General features: G+C 71.9%; 24 protein-coding genes. 16 read left to right on the forward strand and 8 right to left on the reverse strand.

Going from position 1 to position 23568, the window contains the following annotated elements; genetic code table 11:
* The first annotated feature begins 62 nt into the window (after nucleotides 1-62).
* Entirely contained in the window at nucleotides 63-869 is an 807-nt protein-coding gene (locus EDF34_RS14800; protein ID WP_158615099.1) for an arylamine N-acetyltransferase, read from the forward strand.
* On the opposite strand, the gene EDF34_RS14805 is transcribed toward EDF34_RS14800, so the two are convergent.
* Nucleotides 856-1338 (reverse strand): DUF2975 domain-containing protein, encoded by a 483-nt coding sequence (locus tag EDF34_RS14805; protein ID WP_123372258.1) that lies wholly within the window; start codon nucleotides 1336-1338, stop codon nucleotides 856-858. The two genes, EDF34_RS14800 and EDF34_RS14805, sit on opposite strands and share 14 nt — an antisense overlap.
* A gap of 119 nt (nucleotides 1339-1457) precedes the next feature.
* Here EDF34_RS14805 and EDF34_RS14810 point away from each other — a divergent pair, with 119 nt between their 5' ends.
* Genes EDF34_RS14810 through EDF34_RS14820 form a run of 3 tightly spaced genes read left to right on the forward strand, consistent with a single transcriptional unit; the run spans nucleotide 1458 to nucleotide 3831 of the window.
* Nucleotides 1458-1889: a MarR family winged helix-turn-helix transcriptional regulator gene (locus EDF34_RS14810; protein WP_199737913.1), complete on the forward strand. Its 432-nt coding sequence runs from the start codon at nucleotides 1458-1460 to the stop codon at nucleotides 1887-1889.
* Nucleotides 1886-3262 (forward strand): MFS transporter, encoded by a 1377-nt coding sequence (locus EDF34_RS14815; protein WP_199737915.1) that lies wholly within the window; start codon nucleotides 1886-1888, stop codon nucleotides 3260-3262. Before EDF34_RS14810 ends, EDF34_RS14815 begins: the two co-directional genes overlap by 4 nt.
* Nucleotides 3259-3831 (forward strand): isochorismatase family protein, encoded by a 573-nt coding sequence (locus EDF34_RS14820; RefSeq protein WP_123372260.1) that lies wholly within the window; start codon nucleotides 3259-3261, stop codon nucleotides 3829-3831. The genes EDF34_RS14815 and EDF34_RS14820 overlap by 4 nt, the downstream gene beginning before the upstream one ends.
* Here the strand turns inward: EDF34_RS14820 and EDF34_RS14825 are convergent.
* Nucleotides 3824-4642, reverse strand: coding sequence for an MBL fold metallo-hydrolase (locus EDF34_RS14825; RefSeq protein WP_123372261.1), 819 nt, complete (start codon nucleotides 4640-4642; stop codon nucleotides 3824-3826). The genes EDF34_RS14820 and EDF34_RS14825 overlap by 8 nt on opposite strands.
* A gap of 124 nt (nucleotides 4643-4766) precedes the next feature.
* Here EDF34_RS14825 and EDF34_RS14830 point away from each other — a divergent pair, with 124 nt between their 5' ends.
* Nucleotides 4767-7118: an excinuclease ABC subunit UvrA gene (locus tag EDF34_RS14830; protein WP_123372262.1), complete on the forward strand. Its 2352-nt coding sequence runs from the start codon at nucleotides 4767-4769 to the stop codon at nucleotides 7116-7118.
* Between the two features lie 3 nt (nucleotides 7119-7121).
* On the opposite strand, the gene EDF34_RS14835 is transcribed toward EDF34_RS14830, so the two are convergent.
* Together EDF34_RS14835 and EDF34_RS14840 are read right to left on the reverse strand one after the other, a co-directional pair.
* Nucleotides 7122-8246, reverse strand: coding sequence for a Xaa-Pro peptidase family protein (locus EDF34_RS14835; RefSeq protein ID WP_123372263.1), 1125 nt, complete (start codon nucleotides 8244-8246; stop codon nucleotides 7122-7124).
* Nucleotides 8247-8279: 33 nt separating this feature from the next.
* Nucleotides 8280-8573 carry a DUF4287 domain-containing protein gene (locus EDF34_RS14840; RefSeq protein ID WP_123372264.1) on the reverse strand — a complete coding sequence of 98 codons (294 nt, stop codon included), beginning with the start codon at nucleotides 8571-8573 and terminating at the stop codon, nucleotides 8280-8282.
* 111 nt (nucleotides 8574-8684) lie between these two features.
* Between EDF34_RS14840 and EDF34_RS14845 the strand changes: the two genes are divergently transcribed.
* Nucleotides 8685-9398: a DUF5701 family protein gene (locus EDF34_RS14845; protein WP_233575407.1), complete on the forward strand. Its 714-nt coding sequence runs from the start codon at nucleotides 8685-8687 to the stop codon at nucleotides 9396-9398.
* Nucleotides 9399-9514: 116 nt separating this feature from the next.
* A complete protein-coding gene (locus EDF34_RS14850) occupies nucleotides 9515-11788 on the forward strand; it encodes a glycoside hydrolase family 3 N-terminal domain-containing protein (RefSeq protein ID WP_199737916.1) in 2274 nt (757 codons plus the stop codon).
* 6 nt (nucleotides 11789-11794) lie between these two features.
* On the opposite strand, the gene EDF34_RS14855 is transcribed toward EDF34_RS14850, so the two are convergent.
* From EDF34_RS14855 to EDF34_RS14870, 4 genes are all read right to left on the reverse strand, one after another.
* Nucleotides 11795-12730: a carbohydrate ABC transporter permease gene (locus EDF34_RS14855; protein WP_123372266.1), complete on the reverse strand. Its 936-nt coding sequence runs from the start codon at nucleotides 12728-12730 to the stop codon at nucleotides 11795-11797.
* A complete protein-coding gene (locus EDF34_RS14860) occupies nucleotides 12727-13716 on the reverse strand; it encodes a carbohydrate ABC transporter permease (protein WP_123372267.1) in 990 nt (329 codons plus the stop codon). Before EDF34_RS14860 ends, EDF34_RS14855 begins: the two co-directional genes overlap by 4 nt.
* A gap of 122 nt (nucleotides 13717-13838) precedes the next feature.
* Nucleotides 13839-15221, reverse strand: a complete 1383-nt coding sequence (locus tag EDF34_RS14865; RefSeq protein ID WP_123372268.1) for an ABC transporter substrate-binding protein — start codon at nucleotides 15219-15221, stop codon at nucleotides 13839-13841.
* 124 nt (nucleotides 15222-15345) lie between these two features.
* A complete protein-coding gene (locus tag EDF34_RS14870; protein WP_123372269.1) occupies nucleotides 15346-16356 on the reverse strand; it encodes a LacI family DNA-binding transcriptional regulator in 1011 nt (336 codons plus the stop codon).
* A gap of 60 nt (nucleotides 16357-16416) precedes the next feature.
* On the opposite strand from EDF34_RS14870, the gene EDF34_RS14875 reads away from it, so the two are divergent.
* The 9 genes from EDF34_RS14875 (at nucleotide 16417) to EDF34_RS14910 (ending at nucleotide 23566) form a co-directional block, all read left to right on the forward strand.
* Complete coding sequence (locus EDF34_RS14875) at nucleotides 16417-17169, forward strand: methyltransferase domain-containing protein (RefSeq protein ID WP_123372270.1); 753 nt, start codon at nucleotides 16417-16419, stop codon at nucleotides 17167-17169.
* Between the two features lie 65 nt (nucleotides 17170-17234).
* The gene (locus EDF34_RS14880) at nucleotides 17235-17723 is read left to right on the forward strand and encodes a histidine kinase (protein ID WP_123372271.1); all 489 of its coding nucleotides are present in this window, start codon (nucleotides 17235-17237) and stop codon (nucleotides 17721-17723) included.
* Between the two features lie 84 nt (nucleotides 17724-17807).
* Nucleotides 17808-18653 (forward strand): DUF4097 family beta strand repeat-containing protein, encoded by an 846-nt coding sequence (locus tag EDF34_RS14885; RefSeq protein WP_123372272.1) that lies wholly within the window; start codon nucleotides 17808-17810, stop codon nucleotides 18651-18653.
* A 30-nt stretch (nucleotides 18654-18683) separates the two neighbouring features.
* Nucleotides 18684-19466 (forward strand): ABC transporter ATP-binding protein, encoded by a 783-nt coding sequence (locus tag EDF34_RS14890; protein WP_123372273.1) that lies wholly within the window; start codon nucleotides 18684-18686, stop codon nucleotides 19464-19466.
* Nucleotides 19463-20224 carry an ABC transporter permease gene (locus tag EDF34_RS14895; RefSeq protein WP_123372274.1) on the forward strand — a complete coding sequence of 254 codons (762 nt, stop codon included), beginning with the start codon at nucleotides 19463-19465 and terminating at the stop codon, nucleotides 20222-20224. Before EDF34_RS14890 ends, EDF34_RS14895 begins: the two co-directional genes overlap by 4 nt.
* Before the next feature lie 108 nt (nucleotides 20225-20332).
* Nucleotides 20333-20575 carry a hypothetical protein gene (locus EDF34_RS17440; protein WP_148076651.1) on the forward strand — a complete coding sequence of 81 codons (243 nt, stop codon included), beginning with the start codon at nucleotides 20333-20335 and terminating at the stop codon, nucleotides 20573-20575.
* A complete protein-coding gene (locus EDF34_RS14900) occupies nucleotides 20572-21951 on the forward strand; it encodes a hypothetical protein (protein ID WP_123372275.1) in 1380 nt (459 codons plus the stop codon). Before EDF34_RS17440 ends, EDF34_RS14900 begins: the two co-directional genes overlap by 4 nt.
* Nucleotides 21948-22775, forward strand: coding sequence for a hypothetical protein (locus EDF34_RS14905; protein ID WP_123372276.1), 828 nt, complete (start codon nucleotides 21948-21950; stop codon nucleotides 22773-22775). The genes EDF34_RS14900 and EDF34_RS14905 overlap by 4 nt, the downstream gene beginning before the upstream one ends.
* Nucleotides 22772-23566 (forward strand): hypothetical protein, encoded by a 795-nt coding sequence (locus EDF34_RS14910; protein ID WP_123372277.1) that lies wholly within the window; start codon nucleotides 22772-22774, stop codon nucleotides 23564-23566. The genes EDF34_RS14905 and EDF34_RS14910 overlap by 4 nt, the downstream gene beginning before the upstream one ends.
* The last annotated feature ends 2 nt before the right edge of the window (nucleotides 23567-23568 follow it).

Here is a 23568-nt window from a genome sequence, read left to right on the forward strand (position 1 = left end):
GTCGCCATCCTGCCCGCCGGGCCGACTCCCGGCCGCACGGTTACTCGGGCAGACTTCTGCGGGTGGACGACCAGTGGGGCGTGGACCGGCTCGACCTCGACGCGTACCTGGGACGGATCGGCGCGGCGCGAGACTCCGACCTCGCGACGATCCACCGCGCGCACCTGGCGGCGATCCCGTTCGAGAACCTCGACGTGATGCTGGGCCGCGGCGTCTCGGTCGACCTGCCGGACGTCGCCGCGAAGATCGTCGGCAAGCGCCGCGGCGGGTACTGCTACGAGCATGCGCTGCTCCTGGCGGCCGCGCTCGAGCGGCTCGGGTATGACGTCGAGCGGCGGTTGGCCCGGATCGGGGACCCGGCCGTCCAGCCGCGGCCGCGGTCCCACCTGGTGCTGCTGGTCCGGGTCGGTGACGAGGTCGTCCTGGCGGACACGGGGTTCGGCGCCGGGCTGCTCGAGCCCGTGGTCCTGCGGGACGGGGCCGTGGTGCGGCAGGGCGCGTGGTCCTTCCGGACGGATCTGGTCGCCGGCGGCTGGCGGCTCTCCGAGCAGCGCGCCGGCGAGTGGGCCTCGCTCTACACCGTGCCCGACGAGGCGACGTATCTGGTCGATGTCGAGGGCGCGAACCACGTGACGTCGACCAGCGCGCGGTCCCACTTCACGCACGCGATCCGCGTGCAGCGCAAGGAGGAGGACCGCCTGCGCTGGCTCACCGGGCGCACGCTGCGGGTCGACGATCCCGGCGGGACGGTGTCCGAGCGGGAGGCCGAGGACGACGAGCTCGGCCCGGTCCTCGCCGACCTGGGCCTGACGCTGGACGACCACGAGGTCGCGGCGCTGGTGGCCACGCTCCCTGTCAGGTCTGGCTAGACCAGCTCGCCGGAGGAAGGTCGCGCGCCGGGCGGGCGAAGACCGACGCCTCGTCGAGCGCCCGGCCGGCCAGGAGCCCCCACGCGGTCAGCCCGGTCCCGCACACCACGGAGGCCAGCAGGAACAGGACGGGCAGCGGGCCCCCGGTCCCGTCCGGGCCAGAGAGGTGGACCAGGACGACGGCCGAGATCGCGGTGGCCGCCGCGACGCCACACGTCGCGATCCACCGGCTCGGGCTCGTGAGAGGGCGCGGGCTGGCGACCAGGAACCACACCGCCACGAGGGCGACCTGCAGGCACGCGATCGCGGCGATCGCGGCGAGCGAGTAGGGCACGACGAGGTGGGTGACCTCGGGGAACGTGCGCGCGACGCCGGCCGCGGCCCCGGGGATGACCAGCTGCAGCGCCAGTCCCCCGACGACCAGGAGCACCACGAGTCCACGCACCGTCCACGTCCGCTCGCGAGCCATGGCTCACCGTCGGGCCGGCGCGGCCGCGGGGTCAAGCGCGTCCACAGGATCTGCACAGCACATCGTGGATAGACAGTCCTAACTGTTCAGTTCAGCCTGTCGAGCGTACGGTGGACGACGTGAGCCAGACGAACGCCGCCGAGGTGGCCAGGGACCTGCGGGTCGTGTTCTCCCGCCTGCGCCGCCGGATGCAGGTGGTCGGCAGCGCCGACGACCTCACGCCCTCGCAGGTCGCCGTCCTGACGCGGCTCGGCAAGGGCGAGATCGGCTCGGCCAGCACGCTCGCCGCCGCCGAGGGCGTGCGCCCGCAGTCGATGGCCGCGACGCTCGCAGCCCTCGACCAGCACGGGCTCATCCGGCGCACGCCCGATCCCGACGACGGCCGGCGCCAGCTCGTCGACCTCACCGAGGCCGGCCGCGAGCGTGCAGCGGGCGACAGGGAGGCGCGGGCCGAGTGGCTGGCGACGAGCCTCGAGGAGGCGTTCGACGCCGACGAGCTCGCGACGATCGGGCAGGCGATGCACCTGCTGGGACGGCTCACCGAGCAGTGACGACGACCGCCCCGCCCGCCACGTTCGACCGGCGGCTCCTGCCGCCGATGGTGCTGGGGTCCCTGCTCAACCCCGTCAACTCCTCGATGCTGGCGGTGGCGCTGGTCCCGATCGGCATCGCGCTCGGCGTGCCCGCCTCCGACACCGCTTGGTTGGTGACCTCGCTGTACCTCGCGACGTCGGTCGGCCAACCGGTCGTCGGGCGGCTCGTCGACACGTACGGTCCCCGGCCGCTCTACCTGATCGGCACCGCGCTGGTCGGTGTCGCCGGGCTCGTCGGGGCGTTCGCCCCCAACCTCGGCACGCTCGTCGCCGCGCGCGTCCTGATCGGGTTCGGCACGTGCGCCGGCTACCCGGCCGCGATGTACCTCATCCGACGCGAGTCGCGTCGGACCGGGATCGACTCACCCAGCGGCGTGCTGGCGATCCTCGCGGTCGCGAACCAGGTGGTCGCCGTCATCGGCCCGACGCTCGGCGGACTGCTCATCGCGATCGGCGGCTGGCGCGCGATATTCACGGTGAACGTCCCGCTGTCGATCGCTTGCCTCGTGCTCGGGACCATGCGGCTGCCGCGGGTCGAGCGGGGTCCGCGGCGCGGCCTCGACCTGCTCGGGATCGCGCTGTTCGCCGTGGCCCTCGTCTCGCTGATGCTCTTCCTCATGAGCCCGCAGGCGGGGCACTGGCCCGAGGCCGCGGCTGCCGTGCTGGCCGGGGCGGGCTTCGCGTGGCGCGAGCTGCACACCGCCGAGCCGTTCATCGACCTGCGGGTGCTCGGCGGCAACGGGCCGCAGCTGGCGACGTACGTCCGGCAGCTGCTCGCCTCGACCGTCTCCTACGCGTTCCTCTACGGGTACACCCAGTGGCTCGAGGCCGGGCGGGGCCTGTCCGCGTCGGGGGCGGGGCTCGTGCTGCTGCCGATGTTCGCGGGAGCGATCGTCGTCACCACCGTGTCCGGCCGGCGGCCCGAGGTGCGCGGGAAGCTCGTCGTGGGCTCGCTCACGCTCCTGCTCGTCTGCGGCCTGCTGCTCGCCGTGGACGCCGAGACCGCGATCGTCGTCCTGGTGGTGCTCGCGCTGCTGGCCGGCGTCCCGCAGGGGCTGAACAGCCTGGCCAACCAGAACGCGCTCTACCACCAGGCCGACGAGGGCCGCATCGCCGCGAGCGCGGGCCTGCTGCGCACCTTCACCTACCTCGGCGCGATCGCCTCGTCGGCCGCGACCGCCACCTTCTTCGACGACGGCGCGACGACCCCCGGCCTGCACGAGCTGACGGTCTTCATGGTCGCCGTCTCTGCGGCGCTCGTCGTGCTGACCCTGCTCGACCGTTCCCTGCGCCGCACCGGCGTGCCCACCACCCGAGAGGTTCCCGCATGACGCTCACGACCATCGACGACCGCGCTGCCCTCGTCGTCATCGACCTCCAGAACGGCATCGCCGGCGCACCGACGGTGCCGGTGGCTGCTTCCGACATCGTCGACCGCACCGTCCAGCTCGCCGACGCGTTCCGCGCCCGGGGCCGGCTCGTCGTGCTGGTCCGCGTCTCGTTCGCCGCCGACGGCTCCGACGCCGCCCCCGGCCGCACCGAGGCCGTCCGCCCGTCGACCCCGCGCCCGGAGGGCTGGGACACGATCGTCGACGCGCTCGCCGGCCACCCGGAGGACGTCGTGGTGACCAAGCGGAACTGGGGTGCGTTCCACGGAACCGACCTGGACGTCCAGCTGCGTCGCCGCGGGATCACGCAGGTGGTGCTCACGGGCATCGCGACGAGCATGGGCGTCGAGTCGACCGCGCGCGCCGCGCACGAGCACGGCTACCACGTCGCCCTGGTGACCGACGCGATGGGCGACCGCGACGCCGAGAACCACCGGCGCGCGGTGGAGTCGATCTTCCCGAAGCTCGGCGAGACCGGCACGACCGCGGAGGTCCTCGCCCTGCTCACGTGAGGCCGTCGTGGTCCCCGCGGGTCCAGGCGGCGTGGCGGGCGGCGGAGCGCAGCACGACGTCGCGCGCACCGGTCGGGATGACCCCCGCGAAGTTGTTGTAGAGGCGGTCGAACGGCCGCCGGGCGACGTGCTGCGCCACCCGCTCGGCCACCGCGCCGGACAGCGGGATCCGGTTCGGGTAGCTGCGCATGAAGCTGACCGACGTGCGGTCGGGGTTGGCGAAGATCGTGTCGCCGCTGAGCAGCACCCCGCGCCCTCCCGCGCCCGCGGCCCAGTGCACGACGGCGCTGCCCGGGAAGTGACCGCCCGGCTGGGACAGCACGACGCCGGGCAGGACCTCGAGGTCGCCCTGCCACGACGCGATCGCCTCGTCCTCGCGCTGAACCCAGCCGCGGTCGGGCTCGGCGACCAGGATCGGGGCACCCCCGAGCCGCCGCGACCACTCGACCTGCACCCCATACATGTGCGGGTGGCTCGCGACCACGGCGACGACCTCGCCGAGCGCGCGGACGGCCGCGACCAGTGCATCGTCGAGGTAGCCGATCGGGTCCCAGAGCAGCACGCCGTCCGGGGTCACGACGAGCTTCGACTCCTGGCCGATCCCCACATCGGGCGTCGTGCGCAGGGCGTACAGGTCGTGCTCGAGCACGTGGATCTCGGCGCGGACGCCGGCCTCCTCGAGCTCGGTCAGAGTCGTCCAGGCCTGCCCGGAGGCCGGCACCCACTGCCGCTCGTCGGCGCAGATCGTGCAGACCTCGGGCTGCTCGTCGTGCTCCACCGCGCAGGTCGCGCAGATCCACCACTCGTCCATACCTGACGACCCTGCCCCGCCGCGACGAGACGGACAAGGGGTGGGCGCTCGTGTCGGCGGCTGCCGCCATACTCGTGACCTGAGCCGGCGGGGACGCTCCCGCCCGACTGAGGGAGCCGCGCGCATGACGCTTGCCGACAGCCACGACCGGATCCGCGTGACGGGTGCGCGGGTGAACAACCTCAAGGACGTCAGCGTCGAGATCCCCAAGCGCCGCCTGACGGTCTTCACCGGCGTCTCGGGCTCGGGGAAGAGCTCGCTCGTGTTCGGCACGATCGCCGCCGAGTCGCAGCGGATGATCAACGAGACCTACAGCAGCTTCGTGCAGGGCTTCATGCCGACCCTGGCCCGCCCGGACGTCGACGTCCTCGACGGGCTGACCACGGCGATCATCGTCGACCAGGAGCGCATGGGCGCGAACGCCCGCTCGACGGTCGGCACAGCGACCGACGCCAACGCGATGCTCCGCATCCTGTTCAGCCGGCTCGGGCAGCCGCACCTCGGCTCGCCGCAGGCGTTCTCCTTCAACGTCGCCTCGATCTCCGGCGCGGGCGCGGTGACGATGGAGAAGGGCGGCCAGACGGTCAAGGAGCGCCGCAGCTTCTCGGTCACGGGCGGCATGTGCCCGCGGTGCGAGGGCATGGGCAGCGCCACGGACATCGACCTGAGCCAGTTGTTCGACGACTCCAAGTCGCTGCACGAGGGCGCCCTCACCATCCCCGGCTACACCGCCGACGGCTGGGGCGTGCGGATCTTCACCGGGTCCGGCTTCGTCGACCCGGACAAGGCGATCCGCGACTACACCGCCCAGGAGCGCGCGGACTTCCTCTACAAGGAGCCGGTCAAGGTCAAGGTCGGCGACATCAACATGACCTACGAGGGCCTGGTCCCCAAGGTGCAGAAGGCGTTCCTGTCCAAGGACCGCGAGGCGATGCAGCCGCACATCCGGGCGTTCGTCGACCGCGCGGTCACGTTCACGACGTGCCCCGAGTGCGGCGGATCGCGGCTCAGCGAGGGTGCGCGGAGCTCGAAGATCGGCGAGGTCAGCATCGCCGACGCGTGCTCGATGCAGATCAGCGACCTCGCGGAGTGGGTGCGCGGGCTCGACGAGCCGTCGGTCGCGCCGCTGCTCACCAACTTGCAGGAGACGCTCGACTCGTTCGTGACGATCGGGCTCGGGTACCTCTCGCTCGACCGCCCGTCCGGCACGCTCTCGGGCGGCGAGTCCCAGCGGACCAAGATGATCCGCCACCTCGGCTCGTCGCTCACCGACGTCACGTACGTCTTCGACGAGCCGACGATCGGCCTGCACCCGCACGACATCCAGCAGATGAACGACCTGCTCCTGCGCCTGCGGGACAAGGGCAACACCGTGCTCGTCGTCGAGCACAAGCCCGAGGCGATCGCGATCGGCGACCACGTCGTCGACCTCGGGCCCGGCGCGGGCACGGCGGGCGGCACGGTCTGCTTCGAGGGCACGGTCGACGAGCTGCGCGCGAGCGACACCCTGACCGGCCGGCACCTGGACGACCGCGCGGCGGTCAAGGAGACGGTCCGCACGCCGACCGGCGCCCTCGAGATCCGGGGCGCGACGGCCAACAACCTGCGCGACGTCGACGTCGACGTCCCGCTCGGGGTGCTCGTCGCGATCACCGGGGTCGCCGGGTCGGGCAAGAGCTCGCTCGTGCACGGCTCGATCCCCGCCGACTCCGGCGTCGTGTCGATCGACCAGGGTGCGATCAAGGGCTCCCGGCGCAGCAACCCGGCGACCTACACGGGTCTGCTCGAGCCGATCCGCAAGGCGTTCGCCAAGGCCAACGGGGTCAAGCCCGCACTGTTCAGCGCCAACTCCGAGGGCGCGTGCCCCAACTGCAACGGGGCCGGCGTGATCTACACCGACCTCGGGATCATGGCGAGCGTCGCGACCACGTGCGAGGTGTGCGAGGGCAAGAGGTTCGACGCCTCGGTGCTCGAGTACCACCTGGGCGGCCGCGACATCAGCGACGTCCTGGCCATGTCGGTGGCAGAGGCGGAGGAGTTCTTCGGCTCGGGCGACGCCCGCACGCCCGCGGCGCACGCGATCCTCGCCCGGCTCACCGACGTGGGCCTGGGCTACCTGCGCCTCGGCCAGCCGCTGCCCACGCTGTCCGGCGGCGAGCGCCAGCGGCTCAAGCTCGCCACGCACATGGGCGAGAAGGGCAGCGTCTACGTCCTCGACGAGCCGACCACCGGCCTGCACCTGGCCGACGTGGCCAACCTGCTCGGTCTGCTCGACCGACTCGTCGACTCCGGCCGCTCCGTCATCGTCATCGAGCACCACCAGGCGGTCATGGCGCACGCCGACTGGATCATCGACATCGGCCCGGGCGCCGGGCACGACGGCGGGCGCGTCGTGTTCGAGGGGACACCGGCCGACCTCGTGGCCGCGCGGTCGACCGTCACCGGCGAGCACCTGGCCGCGTACGTCGGGGCGTGACCGTCAGGCGACGACCTGGACCTCGCGCGGGCTGGTGTTGAGGCGCAGGGCCGAGTCCGGGCTGCCCGGCGGGAACGCGACGACGATGTCCTCGATCCGCACACCGAACTGCCCGGGCAGGTAGATCCCCGGCTCGACGCTGAAGCACATGCCCGGCTCGATGAGCCGCTCCTCGCCCTCGACCATGTAGGGCGGCTCGTGGGTGGTCGTGCCGATGCCGTGGCCGGTGCGGTGGATGAACTGCTCGGCGTATCCCGCGTCCGTGATCACCGCGCGGGCGGCGCGGTCGACGTCCTGGCACGTGGCGCCCGGGCGGACCGCCTCGACACCCGCCTGCTGGGCGGCCCGGACCACGTCGTGCACCTCGCGCTCCTGGCCGGTGAAGTCGTCGCCGACGTGCACCGTGCGGCTGGTGTCCGACCCGTAGCCCCACATCAGGCCGCCGAAGTCGAGCACCACCATGTCCCCGTCGGTGATGATGCGGCCGCCGGCCTCGTGATGCGGGTCCGCGCCGTTCTCGCCCGCGCAGACGAGCGTGAAGTCGACGTGCTCGTGGCCGTGCGCGCGCAGCAGCTGGCCGAGGTCGTCGGCCACGTCCCGCTCCCGGCGGCCGGAGAACGTCAGGCCCAGCACGTCGGCGTACGCGGCGTCGGCGGCGGCACCCGCTGCAGCGAGCCGACTGATCTCCTCGGCGTCCTTGACGGCGCGCAGCATGGGCAGCGAGTCCGTGAACGCGACGAAGGTGGCGTCGGTGAGCGTGCGCTGCAGGCCGAGGACGTGCATCGCCCAGGTCGCGTCCGACACCGCGTAGCGGCCGTCCGCGGCGAGCAGCCGGGCGGCGGTCGCGTACTCGTCGTCGCCGTCGTTCCAGGCCGACGACTCGAGCTCGCCGCCCGTCGCCTGCACGAGGTCACCGCGCTCGAGCAGCGGGACCACGACGACGGGGTCCCCCTCGGCCGGGATGACCAGCATCGTCAGCCGCTCGGTGACCGCGGTCGGGGTGTACCCGGTGAAGTAGGCGAGGTCCGGCCCCGGCGCGACGAGGATGCCGGCCATGCCCGCAGTCCGCGCCTGCGCGGCCGCGCGGCGACGCCGGACGGCGAAGTCCTGCGGCGTGAACGGCCTCATGCCCGCCAGCCTCCCACCGCGCGAGCGCCGCGGCTACGGCGTGGGCTTCGTCGCGATCCCGTCGAGCCAGAGGGTGTCCGTCTCGTCGCGGTGCACGCCGTCGTCCCCGACGAACTTCGTGCTGATCTGCGGCCCGTTCTTGATGACGTGGACGAGCGCCATGCCGTGCCCACGGCCGAGCTCGTAGTCCGTCTTGAGCCACTCGAGGATCACGCCGGCCTTGACCGACGGGTCGTCGTAGCCGCGCTCGTGCGCCTGCTCGACGAGCTGGCGCGGGGTGAGCCCGGTCTTCTTCTCGATGGTGTCGAGGTACGCCTGGAACGACATCGCTTCCTCCGTGTTCGGGTGTCGACGACGCTAGCGGAGCCGACCCACGGAACTCTCGCGGATCAGCGCCCGTTGAACCAGGGCCTCATCCCCACCGGACAGGAGCTCCCCATGGGCGTCCCGCTGACCGTCGTCGACCCCGCACTGCCCACCGCCGCAGCACCACCGTCGCCCGCCGCGACCGCGTTCGACGCGACCGCAGGCGCGGTGGCCGAGCTCGAACGGCAGGTGACCGCGTACGTCGAGCTCGGGGTTCCCGCGCTGCTGGGGCTCGACGGGCCGGGCTTCCGCGCACTCGTCGCCCCCGTCTCGCAGGTGGTGGCCGCGCTCGACCCCACCCCCGCAGCGACCCAGGCCGACGACGCGGTCGCGTTCGTGCTCGTCGTCCCCGGGATCGACGCCAACGACCTCGCGCCCGCCATGCGCCGCGGCGCCAAGCTCGGCGTCAGCGTGATCGACCGTGACGAGGCGCCGACCTACCTCCCGCTGCCCGATCTCGAGGTGCCCACCGGCCCGTACCTGCTGTGGGGCATCGACACCGGCTCGGAGTTCTGCAACGTCCGGCCCGAGGACGCGCTGCGCACCGTCGTCGGGCGTGGGCGGGTCCCGCTGACCATCGACGAGGGCGTCGCCCTGGCCGTCGTCCGGCCGGACATGCTGCGACCCAACCGGTGCTTCTCGCTCATGGGGTCGCGCACGGGCACCAACCAGCGCGTGCCGGCGGTGTGGATCAGCGAGCGTCGGGCGAAGCTCGGGTGGTGCTGGGACCGCAACCCGCACACGTGGCTCGGCGCCGCGTCGGCGACGGGTCGACGCACCGCCTGAAGCCGACCCGCTGAATCGCTGCGGGAACCCCCTCCGAAGACTTACCGTTCGGTAGGTGAAAGCGCTACCATGCGTTTCGAATCGTTTCGAGAGGGGGCACCGCCGTGGTTGCCGAGATGCCGTACCTGAACCCGCAGCTGCCCGTCGCGGACCGCGTCGCCGACCTCCTGGGTCGCATGACGCTGCCCGAGAAGGTCGGCCAGATGCTGCAGCTGAACGCCAAGGACGGCGTCGTCGCGGCCATCGAGGAGATGCATGCCGGCTCGATCCTGCACGCGTCGCCCGAGCGCGTCCGCGAGGCTGCTGAGCTGACCGCGAAGACCCGTCTGCGGATCCCGCTGCTCGTCGCCGAGGACTGCATCCACGGCCACTCGTTCTGGGTGGGCGCGACGATCTTCCCGACACAGCTCGGCATGGCCGCGACCTGGGACCCCGAGCTCGTCGAGCAGGTCGCCCGCGCGACCGCCGTCGAGGTCGCGGCGACCGGCATCCACTGGACGTTCTCCCCGGTGCTCTGCATCACGCGCGACCTGCGCTGGGGCCGCGTGAGCGAGACCTTCGGCGAGGACCCGTTCCTCATCGGCGAGATGGCCTCCGCGATGGTCCGCGGCTACCAGGGCGACGGCCTGGCCGACCCGACGGCGATCCTCGCCACCGCCAAGCACTTCGCCGGGTACTCCGAGACGCAGGGCGGCCGCGACGCGAGCGAGGCGGACATCTCACGACGCAAGCTGCGCTCCTGGTTCCTGCCGCCCTTCGAGCGCGTGGCCAAGGAGGGCTGCCGCACGTTCATGCTCGGCTACCAGTCCATGGACGGCGTGCCGATCACGGTCAACAACTGGCTGCTCAACGACGTGCTGCGCGGCGAGTGGGGCTACACCGGCACGCTCGTGACCGACTGGGACAACGTCGGCCGGATGGTGTGGGAGCAGCACATCGCCGCCGACTACACCGAGGCGTCCGCGCGGGCCATCAAGGCCGGCAACGACATGGTGATGACGACGCCCAACTTCTTCGCCGGCGCGCAGGAGGCTGTGGCCATGGGCCTGGTCGACGAGGCGCAGGTCGACGCCGCCGTCGCGCGGATCCTCACCCTGAAGTTCGAGCTCGGCCTGTTCGAGAACCCTCGCCACCCCGACGTCGCGCTGCAGGAGCGGCACATCGGCTCGGCGGAGCACGCCGCCCTCAACCTCGAGGTCGCCCGCGGCTCGCTCGTCCTGCTCACCAACGACGGCACCCTGCCGCTCGAGGGCGGCTTCTCTGCCGACGAGGACGGGCGCGCGGCCGGCGGGACGTCGGCTCGCACCGTCGCCGTCGTCGGCCCGAACGCCGACGACCAGCACACGCAGCTCGGCGACTGGGCCGGCGCGTCGGGCCAGGCCGACTGGCTGCCCGAGGGCCACCCGCGCCACATGACGCAGACCGTCCTCGACGGCTTCCGCGACCACGTCCCCGCAGGCTGGACCGTCACGCACGCGCGCGGCGCCGACATCCTCACCGTCGGCGCCGACCCCGAGGGCGAGTTCTTCCCCGACGGCCAGCCGCGCCCGCAGGTCGTCATCCCGTCCGAGCCCGACGACGCCCTGATCGCCGAGGCCGTCGAGGCCGCGCGCGGCGCGGACTACGTCGTCGCCGTCGTCGGCGACTGCATCGAGCTCGTCGGCGAGGGCCGCTCGACGGCCACGCTCGACCTGATCGGTGGGCAGGTGGCGCTGCTCGACGCGCTCGCCGAGACCGGGACGCCGATGGTCGTCGTCGTGATCAGCTCCAAGCCGCTCGTCCTGCCGCCCTCGGCGCACGGCGCGGCCGCGATCATCCACGCCGCCAACCCGGGCATGCGGGGCGGCCGGGCGGTCGCCGAGCTGGTGCTCGGCCTCATCGAGCCCAGCGGACGCCTGCCGCTGTCCTACGCGCGTCACGTCGGCCAGCAGCCCACGTTCTACAACCAGCTCCCCGGCCAGCACGGCCAGCGCTACGCCGACCTCACGCAGAGCCCGGCGTTCGCGTTCGGCGAGGGCCTGACCTACACGACGGTCGAGTACGGCGACCTGCAGGTGCTCACCCCCGCGGTCACCGCCTGCGACACGATCGAGGCCGAGGTCACGCTCCGGAACACCGGTGCGCGGCCGGCCGTCGAGACCGTGCAGGTCTACGTGCACGACGTCGTCTCCTCGGTCACGTGGGCCGAGAAGGAGCTCAAGGCCTACCGGCGAGTGCCCCTGGCTCCCGGCGAGACGCGCACGGTGTCGATCTCGCTGCCGGCGGCGGACTGCACGCTCGTCGACGCCGACGGCGTGCGGATGGTCGAGTCGGGGGCGTTCGAGCTGCTCGTCGGCCCGTCCTCCCGTGACGAGGCCCTGCTGCGGGCGGGGTTCGCGATCAAGTCCTGAGCCCGGCTACCCCTTCACCGAGCCTGCCAGCAGGCCGCGCACGAAGTAGCGCTGCAGCGCCAGGAAGACGATCAGCGGGACGACCATCGCCACGAAGGCGCCCGCGGACAGCAGCTGCCACTGCTGGCCGCGCGTGCCGGCGAGCTCGGCGACGCGCACCGTGAGCGGCGACGTGTCCGTGGTGCCGAAGACGAGCGCGACGAGCAGGTCGTTCCACACCCAGAGGAACTGGAAGATCGCGAACGAGGCGATGGCGGGCGTGAGCAGCGGCAGCAGCACGGTGAAGAAGATCTTCACGTGCCCGGCGCCGTCCACGCGCGCAGCCTCGACCAGCTCGCGCGGGATCTGCTTCATGAAGTTGTGCAGCAGGTAGATGGCCAGCGGCAGCGCGAAGATCGAGTGCGAGAGCCAGATCACCCAGAACGAGCCGTTCAGGCCCGCACTCACGTACTGGCTGAGCAGCGGGATCATCGTGACCTGGATGGGGACCACCTGGAGCGCGAAGACCGCGACGAACAGGATGTTGCGACCCTTGAAGTCGATCCAGGCGAACGCGTACGCGGCGAGCAGGGCGAGCGAGATCGGGATGACGACCGCGGGCAGCGTGATGACCACGGAGTTCACGAAGTACGTCGACAGGTTCGTCGAGGACCCGAAGAGCACCTCGTGGTAGTTGTCGAGCGTCAGGTTCGGGTCCTGCCACAGGGTCCACCAGCCGGACTTGCGGATGTCTGCGCGGGGGCGGAACGACGTGACCAGGAGACCGAGCGTCGGGATCGTCCACAGCACGGCGATGACGACGGCGATCGTCGAGGCCCACGGCGACGAGAGCCGGCCCTTGACCGCGATCGCGCGCTTGTCGGCCCGGGAGAGGCGCCCCTCCTTCTTGCGCGTGTCTCCGACCTCGTCGTCCAGGAGATCGGTCGGCGGGATGACGGTCATCGGACCTCCTCCGCGAGCTTCAGCTGTCGCACGTTGTAGATCACGATGGGGATGACGAGCACGAACAGGATCACCGCGAGCGCCGCGCCCAGCCCGGCGTTCTGGGCCCGGAAGCTCTGCGTGTAGAACTCGTACGCCACGACGGACGTGTTGAAGTTGCCGCCCGTCATCGTCCGCACCACGTCGAAGACCTTGAGGGTCGCCATCGCGATCGTCGTGAGGACCACCACGAGCGCGGGCCGGATCGACGGCACGGTGATGAACCGGAACATGCCGAGGCCGTGCAGGCCGTCGAGGCGGGCCGCCTCGACGATGTCGTCGGGGATCGCCTTCACCGCGGCCGAGAGCACGGTCATCGCGAACCCGGCCTGGATCCAGATCATGACGACGATGAGGAACAGCGTGTTCCACGGTTGGTCGAGCAGGAACTGCTGCGGTGGAAGACCGACCCAGACGAGCAGTTGGTTGGCCAGGCCGATCTGCTGGATGTTGCCCTGGTCCGGCTTGTACTCGTAGACGAACTTCCAGATGATCGAGGCGCCCACCAGGGAGATCGACATCGGCAGGAAGATCAGCGTCTTCGCGAACGACTCGAAGCGCGCGCGGTCGATGAGCACGGCGTAGACGAGGCCGATGGCCGTGGCGCACAGCGGGACGAGCACGACCCACAGGACCGTGTTGCGCAGCACGACCTGGAACTGCGGATCCGTGAACGCGGTGACGTAGTTGTCCCCACCGACGAAGTTCTTGCTCTTGGCGTCGAACAACGAGAGCCAGATCGTGTTGAGCCCGGGGTAGACCAGCCCGAACGCCAGGAACAGCAGCGTCGGGCCGAGGAACCCGGCGACGATGAGCCACGTGGGTGCGCGCTTGAGGCGGTCGATGCCGAACAGCACGATCCCCATCACCGCGACGAACAGCAGGATGGCGACGGCCATCAGCGCGAGCTTGTGACCGGTCGTGTCCGCGTGGAGGAGCCAGTCCATCGATTCAGCCTCTCGTCAGCACGTCGTCGTGCGGTCCGGGCGGGTGGGGTGCAGGAGACAGCGGGCGAGCACGAGCGCGGGAGGAGCCGCCGGCCTGGGCGACCCCTCCCGCGCTCGACCGGTCAGGAGGCCGGCCAGGCCTTCTCGATGTTCGCCAGGGTGACGTCGTCAGCCTGGTCCTCGCCGATCCACGCCGTCATCTGCTTCCAGAACGCGTCGGCACCCACGGCACCGGGCATCTGGTCGGAGCCGTCGAAGCGGAACGTGTAGCTGTCGTCCGTGAGCAGCTTGAACGAGAGCTGGTCGATCGGGGACTGCAGCAGGGTGCCGTCGAGGCCCTTGTTGGCCGAGATCCAGCCCTGGCCCGTGACCTTGGCCTTCTCGTTCGCCCACTCGGGGCTGGCGAGGAAGGTGCGGAACGCCTCGACCTCGGGACGGTCGGAGAAGCCCGTGACGAACTCCCCGCCGCCGAGCAGCGGCTTGTCGGCCTCGGTCTTGCCCGGGAGGTAGAACGCGTAGACACCGTCGTCGGTCGGCGCCTCCTGGACCTTGACGCCCTCGTCCCAGTTGGCCTGGTAGAAGTTCGCCGCGCGGTGCAGGAAGCAGGTGCCGTCGAGGATGCCGTTGCCCGCCTCGTTCCACGGCGCCGTCGCGATGGACTTCACGTCACCCAGACCGCCGTTGACGTCGGCCGGGTTCTTGAGGATGCCTCCGACGGTCTGCAGCGCGGTGAGGATCTGCGGGTCGTTGAAGGGGATCTCGTGGTTGACCCACTGGTCGTACACGTCAGGCCCGGCAGTCCGCAGGACCACGTCCTCGAGCCAGTCGGTCGCGGGCCAGCCGGTCGCGTCGCCGGACTCGATGCCCGCGCACCACGGCTTGGCGTCGGGGTGGTCGGCCGCGATCTTGTCGGTGAGCGTCATCAGGTCGTCCCACGTCGTCGGCACGGCGTAGCCGCCGTCCTCGAAGGCCTGCGGCGAGTACCAGACGAACGACTTGACGTTGGCACCGAGCGGAGTGGCGTAGAGCTTGCCGTCGACCGTGCCGTAGTTGACCCAGCCCTCGGTGTAGTACTTGTTCGCGTTGTCGATCGTGCTCTGCGGCGCGGGGACCACGGCATCGGGGTTGTCCTGCACCAGCGACTTGAGGAAGCCGGGCTGCGGGACGTAGGCGATGTCCGGCGGGTTGCCGGCCTTGATCCGGACGGGGAGCTGCGCCTCGAACTCGCGCGAGCCCTCGTACTTGATGGTGGCGCCGGTGCACTCCTCGAACGGCTTGTAGGAGTCGGTCTGCTGGTCGGCCTCGGGGGCGACGATCGAGGTGTAGACCGACACCTCCTTGCCGCTCAGGTCGCCATACTGCTCGTAGGCGGCACAGTCGGCCGAGGCCGACGGGCTGTCGCTGTCGCCGTCGCCGCTGTCGTCGCTCGAGCAGCCGACCAGGCTCAGGGCCAGGGCCGCGCCCGTCGTCGCGACCACGAGGCCGCGCGTACGCACACTCTTCATCGAGCACTCCACATCGTTGGGGGTGGCGTTTCCTCCCGTTTCGCACGGAAGCCGTGCCCTCGATGTAAGCGCTTACGGCGCCGAGGCACAACCACAGCGGGCGCACAGAAAGGTAACGATTGGGTCACCCGACGGGCGCGGCACCCGTCGTCCGGCGGATCACCAGGCGCGTCGGGAACGTCGTGATGAGCGGCACGACGCCCCCCGCGACGAGGTCCAGGAGCATCGTCGCGGCGCGCACGCCCTGCTCGACCGCGTGCTGCGCGACCGTCGTGAGGCCGATGAGGTCCCCGAGGTCGTGCCCGTCGATGCCGATCACCGACAGGTCCTGCGGGACGCGCAGGCCCAGGTCGGCCGCCGCCAGCACGACCCCCATCGCCATCTCGTCCGACGACGCGAACACCGCGCTCACGTCGGGGCGGGACCGCAGCAGACCCGTCGCCGCCTCCCGCGCGCCGGGGACGTCGAAGTACCCGTGCACCTCGAGCTCCTTCGGCGCCGGCAGCCCGGCGGCCGCCATCGCCTCGCGCCACCCGACGACGCGCTGCTCAGCGGGCGACCACGGCAGCACGTCGCCGGGGTCCCCCGTGAGGTGGGCGATGCGGGTGTGCCCGAGCTCGATGAGGTGCTCGGTCGCCGTCCGGGCTGCGAGCTGGTCGTCGAGGCGGACGAGGACGCGGCCCGGCGGACCGGAGCCGACGAACACCAGCGGCACCCCCAGCCCGGCCAGGTCGCCGATCTCGTCGTCGGCGAGCGGGAGCCCGACCACGAGGAGGCCGTCCACCCGTCGCCGCAGGACCGAGGCGTCCACGACGCGTCGCGGGCCGCCGCGGAAGATCTCGAACGTGTGCAGCAGCGCGTCGAAGTCGGACGCGCGCAGGGTGCGCTCGGCCCCCTCGATCACGCTCGCGAAGAACCAGTGGCTGATCCAGGGCGTCAGGACCCCGATGGTGCGGGTGCGACCAGAGGCCAGCGAGGCCGCCGAGGGCGACGCGACGTATCCCAGCTGGTGCGCGATCGCCAGCACGCGGTCGCGCGTGGACGGCGCCACGTTGGGCAGCCCGCGCAGGGCGCGCGAGACGGTCGCCGTGGAGACGCCCGCTGCACGTGCCACGTCCTCGATGCCGTGAGACACCCCCGCAGGTTCTCACGCGCGGGGCGGGTGGGCGAGACTGGTCCGTCTAGGGTCGGGTCGATGACCGCCTTCGACGAGCACCTCGACGCGTGGCGGACGTGGCAGGAGTCGCCCTGGGGGCGGATCCGGTACCGGGTCGTCGCCGAGACCCTGGCCCGCACGTGCGCGGCCCTGGGTTCCGGCCGGCTACGGGTGCTGGACGTCGGAGGGGGCGACGGTGCCGACTCCGCGCCCCTGGCTGCCGCCGGGCATGACGTCACCGTGCTCGACCGGTCGACGGACCTGCTCGAGCAGGCGGCCTCGCGCGGGCTGGCCACCATACGAGCGGACCTCGGCGACCTGGGCTCGCTCGGGCTGGGCGCGTTCGACCTGGTGCTGTGCCACAACGTCGTCCAGCACCTCCCGTCCACGCCCCTCGCGGTCGAGGCGCTGGCAGGCGCGGTCGCCACGTCGGGCGCGATCTCGCTCATGGCACCGAACCCGACGGCGGAGGTGCTCGTGGCCGCCATCCGGCGGGCGGACCTCGCCGAGGCGACGGCCCTGCTGGACGCGCCGACGATCCGCACCGTCACCTTCGAGCACGACGTGCGCCGCGTGGAGGCCGACGAGGCGATCGCGGCGCTCGCCGGCGCGGGCTTCGGCGCCGTCACCCAGTACGGCGTGCGGTGCGTGACGGACTACCTCACGGACGACGAGCGCAAGGGCGATCCCGCCTTCTACGCCGAGCTCGAGGCGCTCGAGCTCGTGCTCTGCGACCGCGAGCCGTACCTGCGCACTGCGCGCATGTGGCAGGTGGTCGCGACCCGGATCTGAGGTCGTGACACCACGTGACACCAGAAGGGCTTGACGTGACACCACGATGGTGTCACGCTGGTGCCATGGACATCGGACAGCACCTCAGCGACCTCCAGCGCCAGCTGGTGAGCACCGCCGACACCGGCACGGAGGAGACCCGTGCCGTGGCCGAGCGGATCGCCGCCGGGCTGGACGCCGCCGCGCGGCTCGTCCTGCTGGACGTCCTGTCGGCTGCGGTCGGGGAGATCACGCGTGACCTCGCCCCGGGCTCGGTCGACCTGCGGCTGCGCGGCCGGGAGGTCGAGTTCGTCGTCACGCAGCCGAGCACGGAGACCGAGGGCGACGAGCCGGCACCCGCGGCCGTCGACCTCGACGACGTGAGCACGTCGCGCACCACGCTCCGCCTCCCGGACGCCCTCAAGGCCCGGGTCGACGAGGCCGCGACGGCCGACGGCTTGTCGGTCAACACCTGGCTCGTCCGCGCCGTCGCGGCCGCGCTCGAACCCAAGCAGCGCCGGTCCGCGCAGCGGGCGCTGCGCACCGGAGACAGCTTCGCCGGCTGGGCGCGCTAGCCCCGGCCCTCACCCGCACGACCCACCAGCCACGCGAACCCGCGGGGCCGGCCGAACACACCCGAAATGAAGGAAGGCGTCAGCATGCCCGCGTACAGCACCCCCACCCCGATCGACCTCGCCGTCAACCTGCCGGTCGGTGCGATCGACATCGTGGCCGGCGACCGTCAGGACACCGTCGTCACGGTCACGCCCACCAACCCGGCCAAGGCGAACGACGTCCGCGGCGCCCAGGACACCAAGGTCGACTTCGACGGACAGCGTCTGACCATCACCGGTCCTCGGCCCCGGTTCGCCTGGATCGGCCCCAACGAGTCGGTCGACATCTCGGTCGAGCTGCCGGCCGGTTCCCGGCTGACCGCGGAGGTCGCGCTCGGCGGCCTGCGGGCGGTCGGCCGGCTCGGCGCGACCCGCATCAAGAGCTCGTCGGGCTCGGTGGACCTCGAGGCGACGAGCGACCTGTCGGTGCGCGCCTCGCACGGCAACGTGACCGTCGGGACCGTCGACGGCGGCGCCGACGTCACCGCCGACTACGGCCAGATCCGCATCGGCACCGCGACCGGCGACGCCCTGCTCAAGGCGTCGCACGGCACCGTCCGGATCGACGAGGTCGGCGGCGACGTCGACGCGAAGCTCTCCTACGGCGACCTCGAGATCGCTCGGGCCCTCGGCTCCGTCACCGCACGGACGGCCTACGGCAGCGTCGAGCTCGCGGAGGTCTCGACCGGTTCGGTCCAGGTCGAGAGCGGCCACGGCCAGGTCACGATCGGCGTCCTGCCGGGCGTCGCCGCCTGGCTCGACCTGTCCGCCAAGACCGGCCACGTCCGCAACAAGCTCGACGCGGAGGCCGCGCCCGCCGAGTCCGAGCAGGCGGTCGCCGTCCGCGCCCGCACCCAGTCCGGCGACATCACCGTTCAGCGCGCCCGCTGAGGACGCACGCGCACGAGAGGAACCACGACCATGACCACCACCACCGCAGAACCGGCGATCCGGCTCCGAGGCGTCGAGAAGTCCTACGGCCAGCTGCACGTCCTGCGAGGCGTCGACCTCGAGGTCTCGCCCGGCACCGTGTTCGCGCTGCTCGGCTCGAACGGGGCGGGCAAGACGACTCTCGTCCGCATCCTGTCCACGCTCCTGCGTCCCGACGCCGGCACGGCGACCGTCCAGGGGCACGACGTCTCGGCCGACCCGGTCCGGGTCCGCGAGTCCATCAGCCTCACGGGCCAGTTCGCCGCGGTCGACGAGATCCTCACCGGCCGGGAGAACCTCGTGCTGGTCGCGAGGCTGCGGCACCTGAAGGCGCCCGGGGACGTCGCCGACGAGCTGCTCGAGCGCTTCGACCTCGTCGACGCCGCCTCCCGTCGCGTGGCGACCTACTCCGGCGGCATGCGTCGCCGGCTCGACATCGCCATGAGCCTCGTCGGCCGTCCGAGGGTCGTCTTCCTCGACGAGCCGACGACCGGGCTCGACCCGGAGGCACGCCTCGAGGTGTGGCGCGTCATCCGCGAGCTCGCGGGGCAGGGCACGACCGTCCTGCTCACCACGCAGTACCTCGACGAGGCGGAACAGCTCGCGGACCGTATCGCGGTGCTGCACGAGGGCCGGATCATCGCGAACGGCACCCTCGCCGAGCTCAAGACGCTGCTCCCCCCGGCCACGGTCGAGTACGTGGAGAAGCAGCCGACCCTCGAAGAGATCTTCCTCGCCCTCGTCGGGCACAACGCCGGAAAGGACCAGTCATGAGCACCCCGTTCGTCGCCGACACCACCGCCCTGACGGGCCGGTCGATGCGCCACATCGCCCGCAGCGTGGACACCATCATCACCACCGCGATCACGCCGATCGCCATCATGCTGCTGTTCGTCTACGTGCTCGGCGGCGCGATCGACACCGGCACCGACAGCTACGTGACCTACCTGCTGCCCGGGATCATGCTCATCGCGATCGCGTCGGGCATCGCCTACACCGCGGTGCGGCTGTTCACCGACCTGCAGAGCGGGATCTTCGAACGGTTCCACTCGATGCCGATCGCCCGGTCCTCCGCGCTGTGGGCGCACGTGCTGACGTCGCTGGTCGCCAACGGGCTGTCCATCGTGATCATCGTGGCCGTCGGGCTCCTCATGGGGTTCCGCACGTCGGCAGGCGTGCTGGCCTGGCTGGCCGTGGCGGGGATCCTGGCGCTGTTCACCCTCGCGCTGACCTGGGTCGCGGTCGTCGCGGGCCTCTCGGCGAAGACGGTCGACGGCGCCGCCGGGTTCTCCTACCCGCTGATCTTCCTGCCGTTCATCAGCTCGGCTTTCGTCCCGACGGACACGATGCCGGGCCCGGTGCGGGCGTTCGCGGAGCACCAGCCGGTCACGTCCATCGTCAACACGATCCACGACCTGTTCGCCCAGCAGCCCGTCGGCAACGACATCTGGATCGCGCTCGGCTGGTGCCTCGGCATCCTGGTGCTCGCGTTCCTCGGTGCCATGGCCGTCTACCGGCGCAAGGTCAGCTGACCGCTCGGCGCCAGCGAGCCGAGCGACTTCAGTAGGGTGTGCCCCCGGGGACACACCTCAGGGGGGCTCATGGGATTCGCCGGCGGAGATCCGCACACTCTCGCGACCGTGGCGACAGGCCTCGACCACCTCTCGGCCGACCTCTCGAGGGACGCGAGCCAGGTCGCAACACAGGGCAAGTCCGCGGCATCGGCTGCTGGTGACGCCCAGGTGGCCGACCTCGCCGAGACGGCACTCGCCGCGATCGGCGGCGTCGTGCTGGCGACGGCGACGATCGTGCAGGGCCTGTCCGAGGGGTCCAGCACGGCCGGCACCCAGCTTCGTCGGGCGACCGGGATGGTCCCGCAGTGAGCACGTTCACCGTCCCGACGGGCGACCCCGGGGCGCTGCGCAGCGCGGCGTCCACGGTCGCGACTCTGGCGACGACGATCGGCGAGACCCGCGGGAACCGCCTGACGACCCTCGGCGGCCAGGCGGCCGGTGCCCTGCCCGCGGCCCGGGTGGCGGCATTCTCTGCCGCACGCTCGGACGCGGCGAAGGCGGCCGGCTCGGTCGGCCTGTCCCTCGTGACGGTCCGAGGTGCCCTGGCCGACTGGGCGGAAGCGCTCGAGACCGCGCAGGACTCGATCCGGGGAGCCCAGTCGCGGCACGCGCACGCCGAGACGCTGTGGCGCCGAGCCCGGGCCACCGGCGACACCGACCTGGTGGACGCGTACCACGACGACATGGTCGCCGAGACGCGGACGGCCGAGCGCGCCCATGACGCGCTCGACGCGGCGCGACGCACGGTGGCGAGCACGCTGCACGGCGAGATCGACACGTGGGTGCCGAACGCCGGGTCGCTCACGCCCATGAAGGCCTGGCAGCGTGCGGCCGTCACCAACTCGCCAAGCGGCGTCAACCTCGCGGCCGACGACCTGCTGGACGCCTACCGCAACCCCGACACCCAGCTGGCGAAGAACGTGGTCACCCACGCCGTCAAGGCCGGGACGAAGGCGTGGTCGCTCTACGGAACCCTGAAGTTCGTGCGCGCGCCCGGTCTTGCGCTCAAGGCCGAAAAGGAGTTCATGGACGCGCGCGGGGCTTACCAGGCGATCACGAACGGTCCGTTCAACGTGCTCGACCCCCAGTCCCTCAAGGCCTACCAGGCCGCTGAGAGGGCGCTGGGCAAGACCATCGGCAGCTCGCTGCCCGCAGACGTGCGGCAGGCCCAGTGGATCTACAAGCAGTCCCGTGGCTTCATCGGTGAGGCCGCTGCGCTCCAGCGCGCCAGCGCCTTCGCGCCCGAGGCCTCGGCTGCGCAGATCGTCGGCAAGCTCGGCCGCTTCGAGTCAGCCATGCGGCCGGTCCGCGCGGCCATGCCGTTCGCGTCCAAGGTGCTGGGGCCACTCGGTGTCGTCGCCGGCGGGTACGACATGTACACCGCCGTCACGGACAGCTCGATGGCGACCGACGACCGCGTCGCGCGCGGTCTCGGGGGTGTCGCGACTGCCACCGGTGGCGTGCTGATGACCGCGATGGCGTTCGGCGCGATGGTCACGCCGGTCGGTGCCGCCATCGTGGCTGTCGCTGGCGTGGTCGCGGTCGGCTGCTGGGTCTACGAGAACCGTGAGGCCATCGCCGACGGGGCCAAGAAGGCCGCGGGCTGGGTCGGCGATCGGGCGAAGGATGTCGGTGGCGCCGTAGCCGACGGAGCCAAAAAGGTATGGAAGGGGTTGTTCGGGTGAGCCTGCCGTCCATGGAGGACCTGTTCGACCTGGCGACGCCCGAGTCCGACGCCGTGGTCGAGGCTCGCCTCGGCCTCTTCGTCGCGGCCACGGACCAGCTCCAGGTCCTCGGAAGCTTCACCGACGAGGAGCTGGTCGGGCTTGACGGGCCGGACGGCGCGGCGACGGCGCCGAGCCCTTGGTACTCGTCCTTGTCCGAGGCCGAGCAGCAGACGGCCCTCACCGCGGCGCTGCGGGGGCTCACCGCGCGCGGCGTGTACCGGGCGATCCCGATCGACTCCGAGACGGCCACGTTCGCCTTCCACGCGGACCCGCAGGTCTTGGCGCTGCTCAGCATGCGCCGCTACACCGGCGTCGTGGTGGTCGCCGAGCGCCAGACGGCCGACCAGCGCGACTGGGCCGTGCTCTACCAGCAGCGCGACGGGCTCTGGCTGACCGAGCTGGTCAACCACGTCGGCCAGCACGAGTTCGTCCTGGCCACCGGCGGCGAGACCGCCCAGCTCGTCACCACCTGGTCCGGCGCCCCGTCCGACGTCGCCGCGCCCGACCTCGACGTCGTGCTCACCCGCGACGAGGTCGCCGGCCAGGACCCTGTGCTCGAGCAGGTGGGCCGGAGCACCGCGGCGATCACCGTCACGCGACTGGACCTGCCCGACCCCGAGGACCCGGACGCCGACCGCTCGGTCGAGGAGACGTGGAGCGGGGTGTTCACCGGCCCCGGCGGCGGCTACGTCTCGACGGCCGTCGGCGACGACGTCGGCTACCACGGGGTCGACCTCGACGGTGTGCTGCACCACTGGCGCGACGTCATCGGTGCCGCGTGAGCGCGCCCGGCGAGTTCCTCGAGTTCTCCGACACCAGCGACGACGCGGTCGACCGCCTCCTCGCCGCAGCCGGGCAGGACTGGCGCGCGATGGGACGGGCACGCGCGGTGTTCCGCTCGTGGCCGGGCAACGTCTTCTGGATCATCGTCGGCGTGCTGGTGCTCGCTCTCGTCGTCCTCATCGCGACCCGGCCCGACGACGCGGGACGGATCGTCGCGGCGGCCATCGCCGGCGGGTTCCTCTTCTTCGTCGCGCTCATCGCCGGCTCCGGCGTGCTCGAACGGCACCGCGTCTGCGAGCACGGCCTGGTCGTCGGCTTCCGCACGAAGTCGAGCTACACGATCCCGTGGTCGACGGTCGACCCGGGCCGCGTCCGGGTGGTCCGGCGCTCCAACCTCCTGGGCCGCCTCCCAGGGCGGACGGCGTCATCGCCCCACATCCGGCACGGCGCCGCGAGCGGCACGGCACTGGCCCTCAACGGTCTGGACACCGCGCTGGGCACGTGGATCCCCATCCCCGGACTCGGCGGCGTGACCGACGCCGTCCGGCCCGGCTCGCGCTTCCGGTCCACCCCCTTCGTCTGGTGGTTCCTCGGTGGACGGCACCCGGAGAAGCTGGTGCGGGCCATCGAGGACGCCATGGTCGCGGACGGCTACCCCGCCGTAGGCCTCGCCGACCGCGCCATCTCCCAGGGCGTCACGCTGCGCTACAACCCCGGCGCGTGGGAGCCGTTCCCGGCCCGTGCCGGGGTCAGCACCGTCGTCGGCGTGGACGGCCAGCCGCAACCCTGAGG

Source organism: Cellulomonas sp. PhB150 (assembly GCF_003755175.1).
Taxonomy (GTDB): Bacteria; Actinomycetota; Actinomycetes; order Actinomycetales; family Cellulomonadaceae; genus Cellulomonas.

Excerpts from the sequence above, each read along its gene's own strand:
- EDF34_RS14845 (WP_233575407.1), top strand. The coding sequence starts at position 8,685 with ATGGGCGTCCCGCTGACCGTCGTCGACCCCGCACTGCCCACCGCCGCA.
- EDF34_RS14880 (WP_123372271.1), top strand. The coding sequence starts at position 17,235 with ATGGACATCGGACAGCACCTCAGCGACCTCCAGCGCCAGCTGGTGAGC.
- EDF34_RS14840 (WP_123372264.1), bottom strand. The coding sequence starts at position 8,573 with ATGTCGTTCCAGGCGTACCTCGACACCATCGAGAAGAAGACCGGGCTC.
- EDF34_RS14875 (WP_123372270.1), top strand. The coding sequence starts at position 16,417 with ATGACCGCCTTCGACGAGCACCTCGACGCGTGGCGGACGTGGCAGGAG.
- EDF34_RS14825 (WP_123372261.1), bottom strand. The coding sequence starts at position 4,642 with ATGGACGAGTGGTGGATCTGCGCGACCTGCGCGGTGGAGCACGACGAG.
- EDF34_RS14890 (WP_123372273.1), top strand. The coding sequence starts at position 18,684 with ATGACCACCACCACCGCAGAACCGGCGATCCGGCTCCGAGGCGTCGAG.
- EDF34_RS14850 (WP_199737916.1), top strand. The coding sequence starts at position 9,515 with ATGCCGTACCTGAACCCGCAGCTGCCCGTCGCGGACCGCGTCGCCGAC.
- EDF34_RS14820 (WP_123372260.1), top strand. The coding sequence starts at position 3,259 with ATGACGCTCACGACCATCGACGACCGCGCTGCCCTCGTCGTCATCGAC.
- EDF34_RS14895 (WP_123372274.1), top strand. The coding sequence starts at position 19,463 with ATGAGCACCCCGTTCGTCGCCGACACCACCGCCCTGACGGGCCGGTCG.
- EDF34_RS14885 (WP_123372272.1), top strand. The coding sequence starts at position 17,808 with ATGCCCGCGTACAGCACCCCCACCCCGATCGACCTCGCCGTCAACCTG.
- EDF34_RS14830 (WP_123372262.1), top strand. The coding sequence starts at position 4,767 with ATGACGCTTGCCGACAGCCACGACCGGATCCGCGTGACGGGTGCGCGG.
- EDF34_RS14835 (WP_123372263.1), bottom strand. The coding sequence starts at position 8,246 with ATGAGGCCGTTCACGCCGCAGGACTTCGCCGTCCGGCGTCGCCGCGCG.
- EDF34_RS14860 (WP_123372267.1), bottom strand. The coding sequence starts at position 13,716 with ATGGACTGGCTCCTCCACGCGGACACGACCGGTCACAAGCTCGCGCTG.
- EDF34_RS14865 (WP_123372268.1), bottom strand. The coding sequence starts at position 15,221 with ATGAAGAGTGTGCGTACGCGCGGCCTCGTGGTCGCGACGACGGGCGCG.
- EDF34_RS14805 (WP_123372258.1), bottom strand. The coding sequence starts at position 1,338 with ATGGCTCGCGAGCGGACGTGGACGGTGCGTGGACTCGTGGTGCTCCTG.
- EDF34_RS14855 (WP_123372266.1), bottom strand. The coding sequence starts at position 12,730 with ATGACCGTCATCCCGCCGACCGATCTCCTGGACGACGAGGTCGGAGAC.